The 16,541-nt window shown below is 63.9% G+C and carries 13 protein-coding genes; 8 read left to right on the forward strand and 5 right to left on the reverse strand.

Annotation, left to right across the window (positions count from 1 at the left end; all coding sequences use genetic code 11):
- Positions 1 to 2: 2 nt before the first annotated feature.
- The 3 genes from FNH21_RS10760 to FNH21_RS10770 all read left to right on the forward strand — a co-directional run bounded on the left by FNH21_RS10760 (position 3) and on the right by FNH21_RS10770 (position 7,952).
- Complete coding sequence (locus FNH21_RS10760; RefSeq protein ID WP_152815310.1) at positions 3 to 1,892, forward strand: UvrD-helicase domain-containing protein; 1,890 nt, start codon at positions 3 to 5, stop codon at positions 1,890 to 1,892.
- 243 nt (positions 1,893 to 2,135) lie between these two features.
- The gene (locus FNH21_RS10765; protein WP_338403247.1) at positions 2,136 to 5,285 is read left to right on the forward strand and encodes a DEAD/DEAH box helicase; all 3,150 of its coding nucleotides are present in this window, start codon (positions 2,136 to 2,138) and stop codon (positions 5,283 to 5,285) included.
- A gap of 837 nt (positions 5,286 to 6,122) precedes the next feature.
- Positions 6,123 to 7,952, forward strand: a complete 1,830-nt coding sequence (locus tag FNH21_RS10770; RefSeq protein WP_152815313.1) for a hybrid sensor histidine kinase/response regulator transcription factor — start codon at positions 6,123 to 6,125, stop codon at positions 7,950 to 7,952.
- Positions 7,953 to 8,027: 75 nt separating this feature from the next.
- Here the strand turns inward: FNH21_RS10770 and FNH21_RS10775 are convergent, their stop codons facing one another.
- Complete coding sequence (locus tag FNH21_RS10775; protein ID WP_152815315.1) at positions 8,028 to 8,819, reverse strand: alpha/beta fold hydrolase; 792 nt, start codon at positions 8,817 to 8,819, stop codon at positions 8,028 to 8,030.
- A 147-nt stretch (positions 8,820 to 8,966) separates the two neighbouring features.
- On the opposite strand from FNH21_RS10775, the gene FNH21_RS10780 reads away from it, so the two are divergent.
- Positions 8,967 to 9,467, forward strand: coding sequence for an SRPBCC family protein (locus tag FNH21_RS10780; protein ID WP_152815318.1), 501 nt, complete (start codon positions 8,967 to 8,969; stop codon positions 9,465 to 9,467).
- Positions 9,468 to 9,487: 20 nt separating this feature from the next.
- Here FNH21_RS10780 and FNH21_RS10785 read toward each other — a convergent pair whose 3' ends face one another.
- The gene (locus FNH21_RS10785) at positions 9,488 to 9,925 is read right to left on the reverse strand and encodes a GlcG/HbpS family heme-binding protein (protein WP_152815321.1); all 438 of its coding nucleotides are present in this window, start codon (positions 9,923 to 9,925) and stop codon (positions 9,488 to 9,490) included.
- Between the two features lie 172 nt (positions 9,926 to 10,097).
- Here FNH21_RS10785 and FNH21_RS10790 point away from each other — a divergent pair, with 172 nt between their 5' ends.
- The 4 genes from FNH21_RS10790 to dhaK are packed head-to-tail and all read left to right on the forward strand — an operon-like array spanning position 10,098 to position 13,444.
- Complete coding sequence (locus FNH21_RS10790) at positions 10,098 to 10,961, forward strand: class II fructose-bisphosphate aldolase (protein WP_152815324.1); 864 nt, start codon at positions 10,098 to 10,100, stop codon at positions 10,959 to 10,961.
- A gap of 2 nt (positions 10,962 to 10,963) precedes the next feature.
- A complete protein-coding gene (locus tag FNH21_RS10795) occupies positions 10,964 to 11,770 on the forward strand; it encodes an HAD-IA family hydrolase (RefSeq protein WP_152815326.1) in 807 nt (268 codons plus the stop codon).
- Entirely contained in the window at positions 11,767 to 12,399 is a 633-nt protein-coding gene (gene dhaL / locus FNH21_RS10800; protein WP_152815329.1) for a dihydroxyacetone kinase subunit DhaL, read from the forward strand. Before FNH21_RS10795 ends, dhaL begins: the two co-directional genes overlap by 4 nt.
- Before the next feature lie 49 nt (positions 12,400 to 12,448).
- Entirely contained in the window at positions 12,449 to 13,444 is a 996-nt protein-coding gene (dhaK, locus tag FNH21_RS10805) for a dihydroxyacetone kinase subunit DhaK (protein ID WP_152815331.1), read from the forward strand.
- A gap of 128 nt (positions 13,445 to 13,572) precedes the next feature.
- On the opposite strand, the gene FNH21_RS10810 is transcribed toward dhaK, so the two are convergent.
- From FNH21_RS10810 to FNH21_RS10820, 3 genes are all read right to left on the reverse strand, one after another.
- Positions 13,573 to 14,574 (reverse strand): EcsC family protein, encoded by a 1,002-nt coding sequence (locus tag FNH21_RS10810; protein ID WP_338403248.1) that lies wholly within the window; start codon positions 14,572 to 14,574, stop codon positions 13,573 to 13,575.
- A 106-nt stretch (positions 14,575 to 14,680) separates the two neighbouring features.
- Complete coding sequence (locus tag FNH21_RS10815) at positions 14,681 to 15,448, reverse strand: VldE C-terminal domain-containing protein (RefSeq protein WP_338403249.1); 768 nt, start codon at positions 15,446 to 15,448, stop codon at positions 14,681 to 14,683.
- 256 nt (positions 15,449 to 15,704) lie between these two features.
- Positions 15,705 to 16,388 carry a class F sortase gene (locus tag FNH21_RS10820; protein WP_152815333.1) on the reverse strand — a complete coding sequence of 228 codons (684 nt, stop codon included), beginning with the start codon at positions 16,386 to 16,388 and terminating at the stop codon, positions 15,705 to 15,707.
- Positions 16,389 to 16,541: the final 153 nt, after the last annotated feature.

The following is a 16,541-nucleotide window of genomic DNA, read 5'->3' on the forward strand; positions in this document are numbered from 1 at the left end:
CCGTGAACGACAAAAAGCAGATTCTTGCGTACGAGAACTCAATGAATGACCTCTACCTGCAGCAGGTAGAAAACAAGACTTGGTCGCACGCCGCAGGTGTGCCCGAGCGAAGGAAGACTGATTTCAGCCCACTTTCCGGGCGCATTTCGATCGGAGGTGACAGACCAGGTGAGGTAGTGAATTACTACATCGGCCCCATGCACATCGACCAGGATAACCTGTTCGTCATCAGCTGGGTGGCCCCCGCGGCTGCGGTGTTTTTCAAGAATATGAACACGTGGCAATCGAAGCCGGTACGAGTTCAGCGGCGTTTCATTCAAAAAGCACGCCGGCTAACGAACTATGCCGATATCTGGATCGGCCGACCCAGCGGTGAACCTTTCCCACTGCTCGGCGACGAGGTCGAACAAACGCCTCGGCCCCCCAAAGCCTCGCCCTGGCTTTCGAAAGCGAGGGCCAGGGCCGGAGTGCATACGACCAAGCCCGCGAACGACGTGATTGTCGAGTTTTCATCGCTGCAGGGCACGGAACAGGAAGCTCCCGCTGCCACGATGGAGGACCTGCTCCGCGAAACTCTCCTTCGCCCACGATCGCTTGGACTTTCATCAGTCCTTTCAACGCTCCAAGCGGAACAGTATGACCTCGTCACGTACTCGGACGATAAGTCTCTTGTGGTTCAAGGGCACGCTGGGACGGGTAAGACAATCGTGGCGACTCATCGTGCTGCATGGCTGGTGGATGAGAATCGCGCTGAGGCATTGGAATCCGTTCTGCTTCTCGGCCCAACCCCGGCGTGGGAGGCACACGTGTCCAGCGCTGTTAGTGAGTTGAGCGGCGGGGGGAAGGAGATTGTCGTCAGCTCTTTGCACAGCCTGATTCTGAAGGTACTCGGCTTCGAGCCTGAGATCCGCCCGCGCCCTGTCGATGCCGCTCGAGTGCCCGTCGGCGCGGATGCCCTTGTTCGAGAGGCTGCTCTGGGTGCACGAAAAAGCGGAAAGAAGGGCCCGACGGCCCTTGGGGATTTCTACCACTCATTTGTCACGCAACTGCATCTAAATGGGATGTCGACTGAGCTGAAAGACTGGGCTGGAGATCTGCCGTCCACCTTCAACGGTGCACGCAAGGATCCCCTGCTGTGGCCGCTACTCGCCTACATGTCCACTCTCATCGACCCGGGCGAGGTATTCGAGCACGTCATCGTTGACGAGGCGCAGGACCTCACGCTCTTCGAGTGGCGCGTGCTTGAGGAAATGAACGCTGGGTCGTGGACTCTTGTCGGCGACATGCAGCAGCGCCATTCCCAGCAGGTGAAGTCCTGGTCAGATGCTACCTCTCGCATCACAGACACCCCGTGGGACGAGCGGGTCATGAACGACGGATACCGCACCTCGCAAGCAATTGCAGAGTTCGCAGCGTCTCTCCTTTCGAAATCTGCTGGCATGCGCCGCGCATCTCCTCTCGGCCGCGGCATTTCCCCGCGAGTGATCAATGCGGCAGAGCTGCGTCGAACAGTCGAGGCTATCGCGCTCGAGCAATGCAGGAGGTTGGCGTCTGACCACGCGGAGGGCACTGTAGCTGTCATCACTCCTCACATAGAGAAAGTTCTCCGGGAGGCGAGGATCTCAGGATGGTCGGCCGAAGACCGGTGGACCTGGTCGGACAAGGAACTCTACCGTTACTCCTTCCTCACCCCGGAAGAGGCCCGGGGCCTCGAATTCGATGCGGTCGTTGTAGTTGAGCCATCGGCATTTCGAGCGAATTCCGGGTCAGACGGCAAACTTTACACGTCCCTTACGAGGGCGAATCTCGAACTCGTTGTTGTGCACAGCGGATCCATGCCCGCGGCGCTCGAGAGGGAATCCGCGCGCCTCGCCAGGAAAAACTCCTCCTAGGCGTAGTGGTTGAAGTGCATCCAGGTCACGAGTTAATCATCAGACGTACGGTAGAACCTGACAGTCTTGACCAGCGACGTTGATGCCTGTGCTCATGCATTCAAGGACATTGTAGGAGCTGCGGAACGTTGGGGACCCGACGTTTGCGTGCTGTCGCTCGCCCGATGGTCGACGTATAAGCTTTTGCAGCGCGCTTTCTGCGGGGCGTGAAGCTCTGTTCCTTAATGGCCATACCCTAGGACTGTGGATAACAACATTGGGCGAAGGGAGCAGAAGTTGCTCACCGAAGGTCTTTACGAATCGCTTGTCACTCGCTCGCTCGCCGAGCGTCTGACGCATGCACCGCAGTTCGAAGCTACCCTTGAATTACTTGAGGAGAAGGGTGCTCTCGTTGCCGTTTCGCGGCACGTTTCCGCGGTTCTTAGGGATGCACTACAAGGGGCTGACCTAAAGGATCAGCTTTCTCTGGCCAATCGACTGCTCGCGGCGATGGCGTCTGACGATGCAATCGACCATGAACCATCGCAGCTCCTCGCCTTACACAAGCCGGAGTCAATCAAGCGGCGCGACCTGCGCCGCCCATCGACAGCCTTGTCAGATTCTGCGCTGCTTACGAATGGCCGGGACGAGCCGAACTTAGCTGCCGAGCTGCGTGCTGAGATGGAGTCCGCGAATACCGTCGACCTTCTTTGCGCTTTCGTTCGATGGACCGGGCTGAGGCTTCTTCACCCCGCGCTCGAGAGGCTGGCGGAACGGGGGGTGAAGCTGCGGGTCATCACGACCACGTATATGGGAGCTACTGAACGCCGTGCCATCGACGAACTGGTCAAGCGCTACGGCGCCGAAGTGAAGATCAGCTATGAGTCCCAGGCGACGCGACTGCATGCAAAGGCATGGCTCTTCCGCCGCAACACCGGATTCGACACGGCCTATGTGGGCAGCTCCAACCTTAGTCAAGCAGCGTTGGTCGATGGGTTGGAGTGGAACGTGCGGCTCAGCTCCGTCGCTACACCGGAGCTCCTCAAGAAGTTCGAAGTCACCTTCGACAGCTACTGGGCGCAACGGGCTTTCCAGTCCTACGATCCCGAGCGGGATGGCGACAAACTCGACGCGGCCCTTGAACGCAACGGTGGACGACGAACGGGTGGGCCAGCACCGACAACTGGACTTGAGGTTGAGCCTTACCTGCACCAGGTCGAGATGCTTGAAGACCTCGAGGCAGAACGCATCAAGGGCCACACACAGAATTTGATGGTCGCCGCTACCGGTACGGGGAAGACCGTGATCGCAGCACTCGATTATCAGCGGCTCTGCGCTGCGGCAGGACGGCGACTCAAGTTGCTCTTCGTCGCTCACCGCCAAGAGATTCTGAAGCAGGCGCTCAGTACCTATCGAACCGTCCTGCAAGACGGCGCGTTCGGCGAACTCCTTGTAGGAGACAACAAACCGACCCGTTGGAACCACGTTTTCGCGTCCGTGCAGTCATTGGCGTCGCTCAGTATCGAGACGTTGCAACCGGAGGCGTTCGACGTCGTCGTCATCGACGAGTTTCACCATGCCATGGCGCCAAGCTATCGACGACTCATCAACCACCTGCGTCCCCAGCAATTGCTCGGGCTGACGGCCACTCCTGAACGTGGGGATGGAGTGAACGTAGCGCAACAGTTCTTCGACGGACGCACCGCGAGCGAGCTACGACTCTGGGACGCTTTGGACGCAGACCTGCTCGTGCCGTTCCACTACTTTGGCGTTTCGGACGACGTCGACCTCAGCCGGCTGGAGTGGAAGCGCGGGAATTATGACCTTGCGCAACTCGACCGCCTCTACACCGGAAACGATGCGCGTGCAGCGAAGGTGATCCGAGAAGTACGGGACAAGGTCACCAGTGCGGACGACATGCGGGCACTTGGCTTCTGCGCCTCAGTTCAGCACGCGCATTACATGGCCGAAGTGTTCAACCGCGCTGGCATCCCATCGCTCGCGATCGATGGTGGGACGCACGACGTTGAGCGCGCGCTCGCCCTGGCCCAGCTTCGGAACGCGACGATCAACTGCCTTTTCACGGTCGACCTTTTCAATGAAGGCCTCGACCTACCTCAGGTGGACACCGTTCTTCTGCTCCGTCCCACTCAGAGCTCGACAGTCTTCTTGCAACAACTTGGTCGCGGACTTAGGCGAGCCGAGGGGAAGTCAGTGCTGACGGTGCTGGACTTCATCGGCCAGCAACGACGTGAGTTCCGCTTCGACCTCCGATACCGGGCTTTGACAGGCTACGGGCGCAAGCAGCTCGAGAAAGCGGTTGAGGACGAGTTTCCGTATCTTCCGTCGGGTTCTCAGATCATCCTCGACCGCGTCGCCCAACAAGTCGTGCTCGACAACATCAAGTCTCAGTTGCGCTTTAGTCGAGCACAGCTCGTGCGCGACATCGCGTTCTATGGCGAGACCGACTTGAGTACCTATCTGGAGAAATCCGGGAGCGACCTCAAGCAGCTTTACCGCAGCACGAAAGACTCTTGGACGGGTTACCTTCGCCTGGCCGGACTGATCGGATCCCTGGCGGAGGCTGGGACGAGCGAACAGATTGTGACCCTGTCCGGCCCCGATGAGCAGAAGCTTCTTGGCCGTATGGTGCGCTTCCTGCACGTCGATGATCCTGAACGCGGAGACGCATACGCGCGGCTGCTCGAACCGACCTGCCCGGGGTACGCGGAGCTTGGTGCGCGGGATCAGACCTTCGCACGAATGTTGTTCTTCACGCTATGGAACGACGGCGGCGGATACGCGACTTACGACGCGGGGTTGCAGCATCTGCGGCGATTCCCGTTTGTCTGCAGTGAGATTCAGCAACTGGTGTCCCTGGGGGTTGCCGCCTCACGTCACGCGGGCAAGAGTCTTGGGTTGGGGTTGCAGCACGTTCCTCTTCTACCCCACGCGACCTATCGTCGAGAGGAGATTCTTGCTGCCCTGGGCTACGGCTCACTCGAATCAGGTAAGAGCGTGCAGCACCGTGAAGGTGTCGCCTGGTGCGCTGAAACCTCGACCGACGCGTTTTTTGTCACCCTTACTAAAGACGACAAGAATCACTCAGCATCGACGATGTACAAGGACTACGCAATTAGTCCTGCGCTGTTCCACTGGGAATCACAGAACGCGACGTCGACCTCGAGCCGGGTAGGACGGCGATATCTCGACCACAAGGGACATGGCTCGCACGTCCTGATTTTCACACGACCGGTTGCTAAGGATGAGACGGGGCCTGCGGTGCCATACACGTGCCTAGGCGCGGTGGACTACGTGCAGCACTCGGGGGAGAAGCCCATCGCCATCACCTGGAAGCTGCACCGGCCGATGCCGGCGGATGTGTTCGCAGAGGCGGCCGCAGTGGCGCAGTGATTGGCGTTCGACCGCTGTGCTGATGGACGAAAGAGGAATAGCTGAACACGCTTTCCGAATCACGGAAGGACTGCGGGTCACCGGCATCGAGATTGATATCGCGGTGTCGTGGCTCGAAGCAGAAACAGCATCATTAGAATCTGACCAAGCATCACGAAAGTTTGCTTGCCGACAGTCGGGCTGTCGGCAATACTGGAGCGCAATGAATTGTGGCGGAGGAGCAAGAGAGTGGATCAACACAGTTGTTCGCGAGCTTAGCTTTCATGATCGACAGGAACCAAAGCATGATGTTCTCTTGTCCGCGATGCACGCGACCACTGTCAGCTTTCAGCGCTCAACAGACGATAGGTAAGCACTCAGCTCCGAACGGCTCATACTGTGACGAATCGGGGGCGCCACTGCCTTCGGGAGTGAGCGCAGGGCTCAGTAGAGACGTTTGGAAGAGTAAGCCCCGGTGGGGCATATGCCCGACGTGCGGCGGAAACTTTGAAATGCGCAACGACGTCCGAATAGTGCCTTCGCACAAGAACGCAAGACAAAGGCACTGTAGTGGGTCAGGCAAAAACCCGAAGGGCGTTAATTATGGACCTCTAGTGCGACGTAAGCTGCCTGGCTCCAGCAGTGTGCCCGATATCCCTGGCGGTGCGCCCGGCTTGGGTAAGCGGTCGTGAAGTCGCGAGTCGGTTAAGTCGTTGCAGCGACTCCAACAGGTCGGTAGCTCTCACTTCGGGGGCTTACCTTCGTTCGACGATCAGCAAGCTGAAGCTGGGGCATAGCCAGCTATCCTGAAGGCCCGAGCGCAGCGTCGCGCCCGGTCGCAGGAGACAGGTGCCGTACATGCAGCAGCTTTCCACGCCGAGCATCACCCAGAACCAGCAGAACCCTCCGCCCTCCCAGCTGGACCGCATTACCGAACTTGCCGGTGACCTCGCCGGGCAGTTCGAACTGGTCCCGCTCCTCGAACGCGTCCTCGGGCACGCCGCCGCCCTCCTGGGGTGCGTGAGTGGCTCGATCTCGATCGTCCATGAAACCGAGGGCTACTACCGCAAGGAAGTGGACCAGGGCGTCGGCTGCCGCGAGGGCCAGACCTTCCCCCTGACGGAAGGGCTTACCGGGCAGATCGTGAAGACCCGCGGCACCGTGATCCTCGACCGCTACGCGTCTGTGCCGATGGGTCACATCGACTCCAACGATCCGCGGTGGGGGAGCGCCGTCATTGGCGTCCCCATCACGTGGGCCGGCACGATCATCGGCACGTTCGCCATCTTCAGTGACGGTCCGGGCCGCGTCTTCAGCCCCGGCGACGCCTCTCTCGTAGAGCTCTTCGCAAACCACGCCGCCATTGCCATCATGAACTCCCGGCTCCACCAAGCCGCTGCTGCAAAGGCAGGTGAAGCCGCAATCGCGAGCGAACGCGAGCGTGCGGTTCAAGAGGTCCACGAGATCATCGGCCGGTCCCTCGGCTCGCTCCTGCTGCACCTCGACCGCGCGGACAAGGCGACGCCCGGCGGATCGCCCTCCATCCAGCACATAGACTCCGCCCGGGTGCTCGCCCACGAGGCGCTCTTCGAGACCCGCCGCACCGTCCTGGGACTAGGTCCCTCCAGCCTGGCCGACCGCTCGTTGGAGGAAGCGGTCCGCCAGGAACTCGACCGGGTGAGCGCGAATGATCCGATGGACGTGACGCTCCTCGTGACCGGCAAGCCTCACGAACTGGCGCATGCCGTCGCGCACCAGCTCTTCATGATCATCCAGGAGGCCGTGGCCAACGCGGTGGCACATGCGTGCGCCACCGCGTGCCGGGTGGGCATCTTCTACGACACCGCCGGCATCACGGCCGTCGTCGAGGACAACGGCCGCGGGTTCGAGGGCCGGGAGAGCACAGACCTGAAGGGCAGCCGGCTTGGCCTGCACGGCATGGCAGCCCGGGCCCACTATCTGCGGGGCGAACTCCACGTGGAGTCGACGCTGGGCTGGGGGACGAGCATCCGTGCGCAGGTGCCGTACTCCTCGAACGGCAACGCCTCCCGTGAACGGTGGAAGGTCCTCGTCGCCTGCACCCAACCTCTACTCCGGGCCGGACTCGTCCGGCTGCTCGAGACGTCCGAGCCGTCGGTGCAGGTACTCGGCGAATTCGGGACGCTCGAGGACCTCACGGAGTCCGTGTCCCTCCTGCAGCCGGACATGATCGTCCTCGACGAGCACCTGCTGTCCCGGTATGCCGAAGCGCGGGTAACGAACGCGGACACCGTCGAGCGGCCGGTGGTCGCCGTCGTCGACCATTTCGCGGACGAACTCCTGGCGGCCGCCGCGTCGTCGGGCGTGCGCGGCTTCCTCTCGTTGTCCTCGACACCCGCGGAGGTGGCGCGCGTCGTCGTGGCCGCTGCCCGCGGCGACGCCCTGCTGGACGGGGCGGTGTTCACGCGGCTCACGGAGAGTCGCGCGGCGGACACAGGCGAGGCGATATCGCTGACGGCTCGCGAGTTGGAGGTGCGGGACCTTCTGGCCGAAGGGCTGGCGGACAAGCAAATTGCCACGCGGCTTGCCATCTCGGTGAAGACTGTCGAGAAGCACGTGAGCGCCATGCTGCGGAAGACCGGGGCACGTAACCGCACCATGTTGGTGGGCCTGCAGCACCAGGGTCAGGCGATCGCGAATTCTAGGTAGGCGGCGGCGCCCGTCTTCAGCCTCCGCACTGAGGCGACACCAGCACGGTCGCCGAACGTCCGGCTCGGAGGATGCCTACGAAGACCCAGCGGCGGTGGCGTCGAGGATGAACCGGGCTGTCTCCTGCGGCTGGTCCCAGTGCGGGAAGTGCCCGCAGTCCTCGAAGACGTGCAGGGTGGCGTCCGGATAGAGCGACATGGCGACGGCGGCCTCACTGAGCGGGGTGACCCTGTCCGACCGGCCCCAGCCGAACGCCAGCGTGCCCTTGATCGTCCCGCGTGGCGCGCCTGCCTGGCGCGGTCCGTGCGCGAGCGACTTACGCGCTTCGTCAAGGCTGGGCGAGGTGGCGAATCCGCGAAGCTCCGTCAGGACGAGGTCCGGATCGAGCTTCCAGGGGGCCGCAGAGAACTGGGCCAGCAACGCCGTTCGACCAGCAGGGTGCTGGACGAGCGAAGGTAGGGCGGACTGGAGGCGCCGCACCAGCCCGATGGACGGGGTGATGGTGCCATTGAAAACGCGCACCTGGGTATCGTTCCAGAATCCTCCGGGATCGAGGGCGACGACGTTGCCGGTGTGACCTCGCCGCGCCAGCTCGACCACGATCCGCGCACCCATCGAGCTTCCGACGAGGTCCGCGTCGCCCAGGTTCTCCTGCTCGAGGAACTGCGCGACGGCGTCCGTCAGGGTCGCGATGGTCACCTCACCCGCGAGCGGCTTGCTGCCGCCGAACCCGGGGAGGTCGATGGCGATGACCTCGCGCTGGTTCCGCAGCAGCGGAAGGACGGGGTCCCAGGTGCGGATGCTCGAGCCGAGCCCGTGCACGAGGACGAGGGGCCTTCCGGTGCCGGTTCGTTCGGTGTTTAGCATGTGTGAGCCCTTCTTAGACGGCACGAGGCCCCAGTCTATGCGGGCACGAATCGCTGCAGCCGATCCCCGCGGTAGCGAGGGACGCTGCCGTCCTTTCTGGAGGCGACTGCCGCAGAAGCGAGGGGAATCTTCTGTGAGAATGAGCGCATGAGCCAGACAGAGATCCGCCATCACCAGGAGTCCGTCACGATTCAGGCGTCGGCGGAGAGCATCTACGACCTGGTCTCCGACATCACCCGCACCGGCGAGTGGAGCCCGGTGTGTACGCGGTGCTGGTGGGAGGACGACATCAATGCGGGCCAGGTCGGAGCCTGGTTCACCGGGCGCAACGAGCTTCCGCACCGCACTTGGGAGACCCGGTCGCAGGTCGTGGCTGCAGAACCCGGCCGTGAATTCGCCTGGGTGGTCGGCGGCGACAGGGTGCGCTGGGGCTACACGCTGGCGCCGGCCGGCACCGGGACCACCCTGACCGAATCCTGGGATTTCCTGCCGGGCGGCATCGCCATGTTCGAGGAGAAGTTCGGGGAGGATGCGCCCGCGCAGATCATCGACCGGACCCGGCAGGCGCTCGACGGCATCCCGACGACGCTCGCCGCCATCAAGCGGATCGCCGAGTCCGGCGCGTCCCGTGAGGGTGGCCTGTCCTAGTGCACTGACCCGCGCCAGGGTCAGGCGATCGCGAACTCCAGGTAGGCAGCGGCGCCGGCGGAGGCGACTTCCTGGTCCTGCTCGATGGTGCCCGTGGAGACGCCGATGGCGCCCATGATGTTGCCGTCGCGCACCAGCGGGATGCCACCGGGGAACACCGCGAGCCGGCCGCCGTGGGCGTCGCTCAGCCCGTAGATGGGACCGTCCTGCCGGGTGACACCCTGCAGGTCGCCCGTCTCGCACTGGAACGCGATGGACGTGTAGGCCTTGTTGATCGCGATGGTGATGCTGCCGATGTTCGCGCCATCCATCCTCACGTGGGCCTTCAGGTTCCCGCCGGCGTCGACGACGGCGATGTCCATGGGCTGGCCAATCTCCTCGGCCTTCGCCGCCGCGGCATCGATGACGAGGCGGGCCTCTTTGGACGTGATGGTTTCGAGTACTGATCCGGGAGTCATGGGGGTCCTTCGTCGTCGAAGTGGGCGGCCGGGCGGCCGCGGCCCACTCAACCACGCGTATCCATTGCTGACGAGGTGGTGATTACCCCCAGGGGGAGGGCGGGAGAACCCCCATACCCAGCGCGGCCTCGCCCACCTAGCGTGGGGATCAGCCTGACCAGGAGGAATCACTATGGCCGTTGTACCGCTGAAGGACATCGTCGACCCGGCATTCGAGGCACGCTACGGGGTGCCCGCCATCAACATCTTCAACGACCTGACCATGGAGGGCGTGCTCGCCGGCGCCGTGGAGGCCAACTCCCCGGTGATCCTGCAGACCTCGGTGAAGACCGTGCGCAGCATCGGCTCGCGGGTGCTGTTCGACATGTGGCAGTCGATGACGCGCGGCATCGAGGTACCCGTCACCCTGCACCTGGACCACTGCCCGGACCGCGACGTCGTCACAGAGTGCCTGAAGGCCGGCTGGAACTCGGTGCTCTTCGATGCGTCCAACCTGCCCGTCGAGGAGAACCAGCGGCAGACCGTCGACGTCGTTGCCGAGGCCCGCAGCTACGGCGCGCAGGTGGAGGGCGAGATCGAGGCCATCACCGGTGTGGAGGACGACCACGGGTCCGACGACGTCTCCAAGCAGCAGAGCCTCGAGGTGGCGCTCGCGTTCATCGACGCCACCGGGATCGACGTCTTTGCCCCCTCGATCGGCAACGCCCACGGCAGCTACAAGGCAGCCCCGGTGCTCGACGCCGAGCGTGTCACGCAGATCGTCGAGGCACGCAACGTGCCCATCGCCCTGCATGGCGGCAGCGGCTTGAGTGCCGAGCAGTTCGCCGACCTCATCGCCCGCGGTTGCGCGAAGGTCAACATCTCCACGGCGCTCAAGGAGACGTACATGCAGTCCAGCCTGGCGTTCCTCAAGCAGGCCGAGCAGAACAACAAGTGGGATCCGCCGTCGCTGTTCAAGCACACCCGGGCTGACACCGTCGCAATGGTCACGGACCTCTGCAAGCAGTTCGGCAGCGCGGGCAAGGGCGGCCGCTGACCATGCCGGCCCTGATCTTCGACTGCGACGGCGTGCTCGCCGACACCGAGCAGTACGGCCATCTCCCCGCGTTCAACCGGACCTTCTCCGACTTCGACGTGCCCGTGCAGTGGAGCGTCGAGGAGTACGCCGAGAAGGTCAAGATCGGCGGCGGCAAGGAGCGCATGCGCAGCATCCTGACACCCAAGCTGGCCGCCTCCCTCGGCCTGCAGGACGACGACGCCGTCGACGCCGCGATCCTCTCCTGGCACAAGCGGAAGACCGAGGTGTACAAGGGCCTCGTGGAGAGCGGTGTCATGCCCGCCCGACCGGGCATCGCGCGCATCGTGCAGGAGGCGCACGACGCCGGGTGGACACTTGCCGTCGCCTCCACCTCCGCGGAACCCGCGGTCCGCGCCGTCCTGACGCACGCCGTCGGGGAGTCACTCGCTGCGCACTTCTCGGTGTTCGCCGGGGATGTGGTGCCCGCGAAGAAGCCCGCCCCGGACATCTACCTCCTGGCCCTGCGGGAGCTCGGGGTGTCCACGGAGGATGCGATCGTCGTCGAGGACAGCGGGAACGGGCTGCGCGCAGCCGTCGCCGCCGGACTCAGGACCGTGGTCACGGTCAGCGGCTTCACGCGGGAGGAGGACTTCACGGGCGCCTCGCTCGTGGTCAGTTCCCTCGGGGATCCCGACGGCGAACAGGCCGAGGTCCTGGCGAGTCCCGTCGGCGTCGAGCCCTCCAATGTCGTCACCCTCGCCACCCTGCAGGAGCTGCTGTCCGCTCCCGCCCCACACGCCGCGAACACCGAAACGGAGACCTCATGAGCGCCACCGACCTCGCCGACGTCGAATACGCCGTCCATTCCCTGGCGCAGACCGCCGTCGACAAGGAGAAGGAGTTCGGCGATCTCGACGCCGTGGTGGGCGACGGCGACCTCGGCTACTCCCTCGCCCGCGGCTTCGAGAAGGTCCTCGCGGACTGGGACTCGTTCAAGCGCGACGACGTCGCCACGTTCCTGCAGCAGATCGCGCTCGCCATCTCCAGCAGGATCGGCGGGACGTCCGGGCCGCTCTGGGGGACTGCCTTCCTGCGGGCGTCCGCGGCCGCGAAGGCGGCGGACACAATCGACGGGACCGCCGTCGTCGCCATGCTCCGCGGGGCCACCGACGGCATCAAGGCCCGCGGCAACGCCGACCTCGGCGACAAGACCCTGCTCGACGCCCTGATCCCGGCGACCGACGAGCTCGAACGGCAGCTAGCCGCGGGAGCGTCACCGGCCGAGTGTCGGACGGCGTTCGCGACGACGATCCGCGAGTGCGCGGATGCGACGTCGACCCTGCAGGCCAAGCGCGGCCGTGCCAGCTACAGCGGGGAACGCAGCATCGGTTCGCCCGACGCGGGTGCGGTGGCCGTGGCCATCATCGTCGAAGGCATCGTGGCCGACTGGCCCTGACTCTCTGTACCTACCAACTCACCCCTACTCACAATGATGTGGAGTTCCCATGAAGAAGTTCGTCAATGATCCGCAGCAGTTCGTCCCGGAGATGCTCGAGGGCCTGGCGCTCGCGAACCCGGACACGCTGAAGTACGTGCCCGAGTACAACCTGATCATGCGCGCCGACAGCCCCGACCAGAACAAGGTGTCGATCGTGCAGGGCTCGGGGTCCGGTCACGAGCCAGCGCACGTGATGATCGTGGGCAAGGGCATGCTCGACGCCGCCTGCCCGGGTGACGTGTTCGCGGCGCCGCCGTTCGACTACGTGTACGAGACGACCAAGCTCATGGCCTCGCCCAAGGGCGTGCTGCTGTTGGTGAACAATTACACCGGCGACAAGATGGTGTTCGAGATGGCGCAGGAGATGTCATCGGCCGAGGGCATCGAGGTGAAGACGCTGTTCATCAATGATGACGTCTCCGTGGAGGACTCGACGTACACGATCGGCCGCCGCGGGGTGGCGGGCAACTTCTTCGTCATTAAGGCGGTAGCCGCAGCGGCCGAGCGCGGGGCGGACCTCGACGAGGTCATCCGCATCGGCGAAAAGGTCAACTCCGTGACCCGGACCATGGGCGTCGCACTGACCGCCTGTACCCCACCGGCGAAGGGCAGCCCGCTGTTCGAGCTCGGTGAGGACGAGATCGAGATCGGCGTCGGTATCCACGGCGAGCCGGGCCGCCGTCGGGGGAAGATGATGCCGGCCAACGAGATCGTCGAGGAGATGCTCGCGCCGGTGGTGAAGGACTTGCCTTTCAGCGACGGTGACCGCGTGGCCCTGATGGTCAACGGTCTCGGCGGCACCCCGATCAGCGAGCTGTACCTGCTGTACGGGCAGGCGCATAAGCGCCTCGCGGAGCAGGGCATCAGCGTGGGCCGAAGCTACGTGGGGGAGTACTGCACCTCCCTGGACATGGCCGGCGCGTCCATCACGCTGGTGAAGCTCGACGACGAGATCGAATCGCTGCTGATGGATCCGGCGGAGATTCCCATTCGCACGTTCTAGCTTAGAGTGCACGACGGCGGGCCGGTCACCTTCGGGTGGGCGGCCCGCCGCCGGAGGGAGTTATTTCGCGGCGTCCTCAGATCCGGCCTCTCATTAAGCTCGTCGACGAGGCGAAGCGGCGTGACCCATCATGCCGATTCGTCGTCTAAGTCAGGATGTAGTGCGGCTGGTAAGGGCATTCCATATTTCTCACAGAGAAATCGAGTCTGGCAGTATCTTCTAGCGTCAGCAGCTACATTTCCCAGAACAGCCGAGTTGGTCCCGGTCCCGATGACGATCCCGATGAATGGCACGACTTTTGCGACGTTCTGAAGAGGGACGGTCGCTCCCACGGGACCGAGTTGCTTCATCAACGCCTCAATTGCAGTTAGCAAACGATGGTCTGCGCGTAACTTCGGTGACCAATTTACGCGTCCCTTCACCGCGCCGGCGGCGCCAGCAACCCGCCTCAACGGTTCTGCTTTGCCCGCTTGCGCCACGAACGAGCGGCGCACCAATCGTTGAATGAAGAGCTGCTCGTCAGGGTCCTTCGCGTCGAAGCCATAGGAGTAAGCGATCCGGGAGGCGATCGACGTGCTTAGGACTTGAATGACGAGGAGATCCGCCGTCATGGCGATTGGTATGCCGGCAACAGGAATCAAGGCCAGAAGGCCCATCACTCCGCCTTCGAGCGCTCCTGTCGTGCGCCATCGAAGCGTATTGCCCGTCAGAAGGCGGTCACAGGACTTAAGGTCCTGATCACGAAGATCCGCGAAGGTGTCAAACGTGAGCCCCTGTTTACGGGCGAGAAGCTCAACTTTCGTCGGGTCATTTAGCTCCATTGCCCAGTCGTTTACCAGTTGCAGCAATGCGATTGCAGCTTCAACTGCCGGTCGCCCAGCCCGGTCAGCGACAGCTTCGCCCGCTCGATTCAGAGGCGTAGTGACCACATCTGGTATCGAGTTGCCTACCTTATTTGCAGCGGTACCCGCTACCTGCCTCGTCTTGCTAAGAGCAACGCCTGCCCAATTTGGTAATCCACGGTGATTATTGCGGCGCTCCCAGTGCCTGTCCAACCCGCTCCAAACTTGCAACTCGTACGCGCTCATCAGCTTTTTACCGCTGAGATCGGGGCCCACATTCGTGCTCACTAGAAGTCCGTTCTATCATCTTTGTCAATTTCTCATTGACGCTACCAGTTGAGATCGATCCTTCTACACAGAGATGTGAGGGGACGTCCCCTCTGGTCAGGTTCGGTCAGGATTCGCCCGCCAGCACATCCACGTGCACGTGGTCGATGTGCCGGAGGATCTCGCTCGCCGGCGCGGGGGCGTCGTAGGGATGCCATCCACCCCGGTCCAGGCGGGCGCTCCAGAACTGGTCGTCGAAGATGACGTACTGGATGTCCAGGTCTGCGGCATGGGCGACGAGCCAGTGGGAGAGCATCCAGCCCTGACGCCGGTTCTCTTCGGACACGGGACGGAAGAACACATCGATGGCGCGGCCGTCGTAGTGCGTCGATTCCCCGCCGTGCCCGGAGCCGACCCCGCCGGGCTCGAACCCGCCGAGGCTCTGCTCGCCGAACACCTCGGCCATGGATGTCCGCACCTGCTCGGCCCTCGGTGTGAGGCCCGACGGCGTCAGCTCCTCCACCTGAAGGTCCTCGTCCACGCTGCCCCGGCAACTGAGGACCGGCCCGGCGTCGTCCACGGGCCCGCCGGCAAGGGCCTGCAGCACGCCTTCCTCGAGGTCCTCAGGCGCCGTAGCCTCGACGCCTCGCGCCTGCAGCGCAACCGTCGTCGTCGCCTGTTGGGCCTGGTCGCGCGTCAGCCCGACCTCGCCGCCCGGCGTCTTCACCGTGCACTCCGGTCCACCGAGGAGTGGACCGCTGCCGGCGCGCAGCCCGCCGACGAGCCCCGAACCCAGCAGTACGAGCACCGCGGCGACGGCCGCGAACACGACGAGCCCGAGCAGCAGGGCCGTGGCAGCGCGCCGTCGGCGCCGCACCGCGCTGCTACTGACCACAGCTGGCACCAGCTTCAGGAAGGACCGGGGAGGCACCGCACGCCGTCGCGCCTCGGCAGGTACGTGCTGTCCTGATCCAGCTCACCGACGCCAACCCTTCCGTTGCGATGCCGTGAATCGCCCGTCCGTCGGGAAGAGCGTCTGAAGGGTTAAGGGACGGGAGACCCGGAAGGTTCCTTGCAACGGATCAATGTCGGAGGAGTCGAGGACCGAGAAAAGAGGTCCTGCCGAGGCCACGCGCCTGCCAGCCAGCGGGTCAGGTCACCTGCAGGGTCGCGTAGACGACGTAGTTGTCATCGAACAGGCCGGTGTCAGGGTCGTACCCGTCGCAGGTGATCAGGCGCAGTTCCGCTCCGTTGGTGTTGCCGTAGACCTGGATCGTGGGGAACTCGTCCTTCGCGTACTGCTCGCCGCGCTGGACGACGAACGTCGCCACGGAGCCGTCCTTTTGGGTCACCTTGATCGTGTCGCCCTCGCCGAGGTCGCGGAGGGAGGCGAAGACACCCGCTCCGCCATCGGTGGCATTGACGTGCCCGAGGACGACGGCGGGGCCGCGCTCGCCTGGCGTAGGCGACTGGTTGTACCAACCCGCGGGTGATCCCGGCTCGCCGGGTGGGACCTCGAGGGACCCGTCGTCCTGCAGCCCGAGCGACATGAGGTCCGTAGTCGTACCGGTGGGTGGCAGGCTCAAGGTAACAGGCTCGGACCGTGGCAGAACCTCCGGCAGAGCGTCAGGAACGGCAGCGGGAGGGGTCGCGGCGTCGGGCGTCGGCACACCGGCCGTGGCCTTCGCCGTCGCCGTCGCGGATGCCGACGGCGGCGCCGGCGCGGGGGAGTTGACGACAGTTGCCTGCTCTGTGGCGCAGCCTGCCAGGAGAAGAACGGCGATCGCCGCGGAGGCGGCGAAGCGCCCATGGCGGACGAAGGAGGAGTCGATCATCGCCTCATTCTCTACGACGCGGCTGAACGGTGCGTGTGTACGGATGGTCCGGGGTACAGAGCTTCATCTCAGGCCGATATCCACCTACGCCCTCGTGTCCAATCTTCTGCGCGCGTTCATGCCTGAACGGACGTTCTACACTTCAGACTGTCG

This window comes from Arthrobacter bussei (genome assembly GCF_009377195.2).
Taxonomy (GTDB): domain Bacteria; phylum Actinomycetota; class Actinomycetes; order Actinomycetales; family Micrococcaceae; genus Arthrobacter_D; species Arthrobacter_D bussei.

What these genes read in the sequence shown, in the direction of transcription:
- FNH21_RS10770 (WP_152815313.1), top strand. Translation starts at nt 6,123, where the DNA reads ATGCAGCAGCTTTCCACGCCGAGCATCACCCAGAACCAGCAGAACCCT.
- FNH21_RS10795 (WP_152815326.1), top strand. Translation starts at nt 10,964, where the DNA reads ATGCCGGCCCTGATCTTCGACTGCGACGGCGTGCTCGCCGACACCGAG.
- FNH21_RS10785 (WP_152815321.1), bottom strand. Translation starts at nt 9,925, where the DNA reads ATGACTCCCGGATCAGTACTCGAAACCATCACGTCCAAAGAGGCCCGC.
- FNH21_RS10820 (WP_152815333.1), bottom strand. Translation starts at nt 16,388, where the DNA reads ATGATCGACTCCTCCTTCGTCCGCCATGGGCGCTTCGCCGCCTCCGCG.
- FNH21_RS10790 (WP_152815324.1), top strand. Translation starts at nt 10,098, where the DNA reads ATGGCCGTTGTACCGCTGAAGGACATCGTCGACCCGGCATTCGAGGCA.
- dhaK (WP_152815331.1), top strand. Translation starts at nt 12,449, where the DNA reads ATGAAGAAGTTCGTCAATGATCCGCAGCAGTTCGTCCCGGAGATGCTC.
- FNH21_RS10775 (WP_152815315.1), bottom strand. Translation starts at nt 8,819, where the DNA reads ATGCTAAACACCGAACGAACCGGCACCGGAAGGCCCCTCGTCCTCGTG.
- FNH21_RS10780 (WP_152815318.1), top strand. Translation starts at nt 8,967, where the DNA reads ATGAGCCAGACAGAGATCCGCCATCACCAGGAGTCCGTCACGATTCAG.
- dhaL (WP_152815329.1), top strand. Translation starts at nt 11,767, where the DNA reads ATGAGCGCCACCGACCTCGCCGACGTCGAATACGCCGTCCATTCCCTG.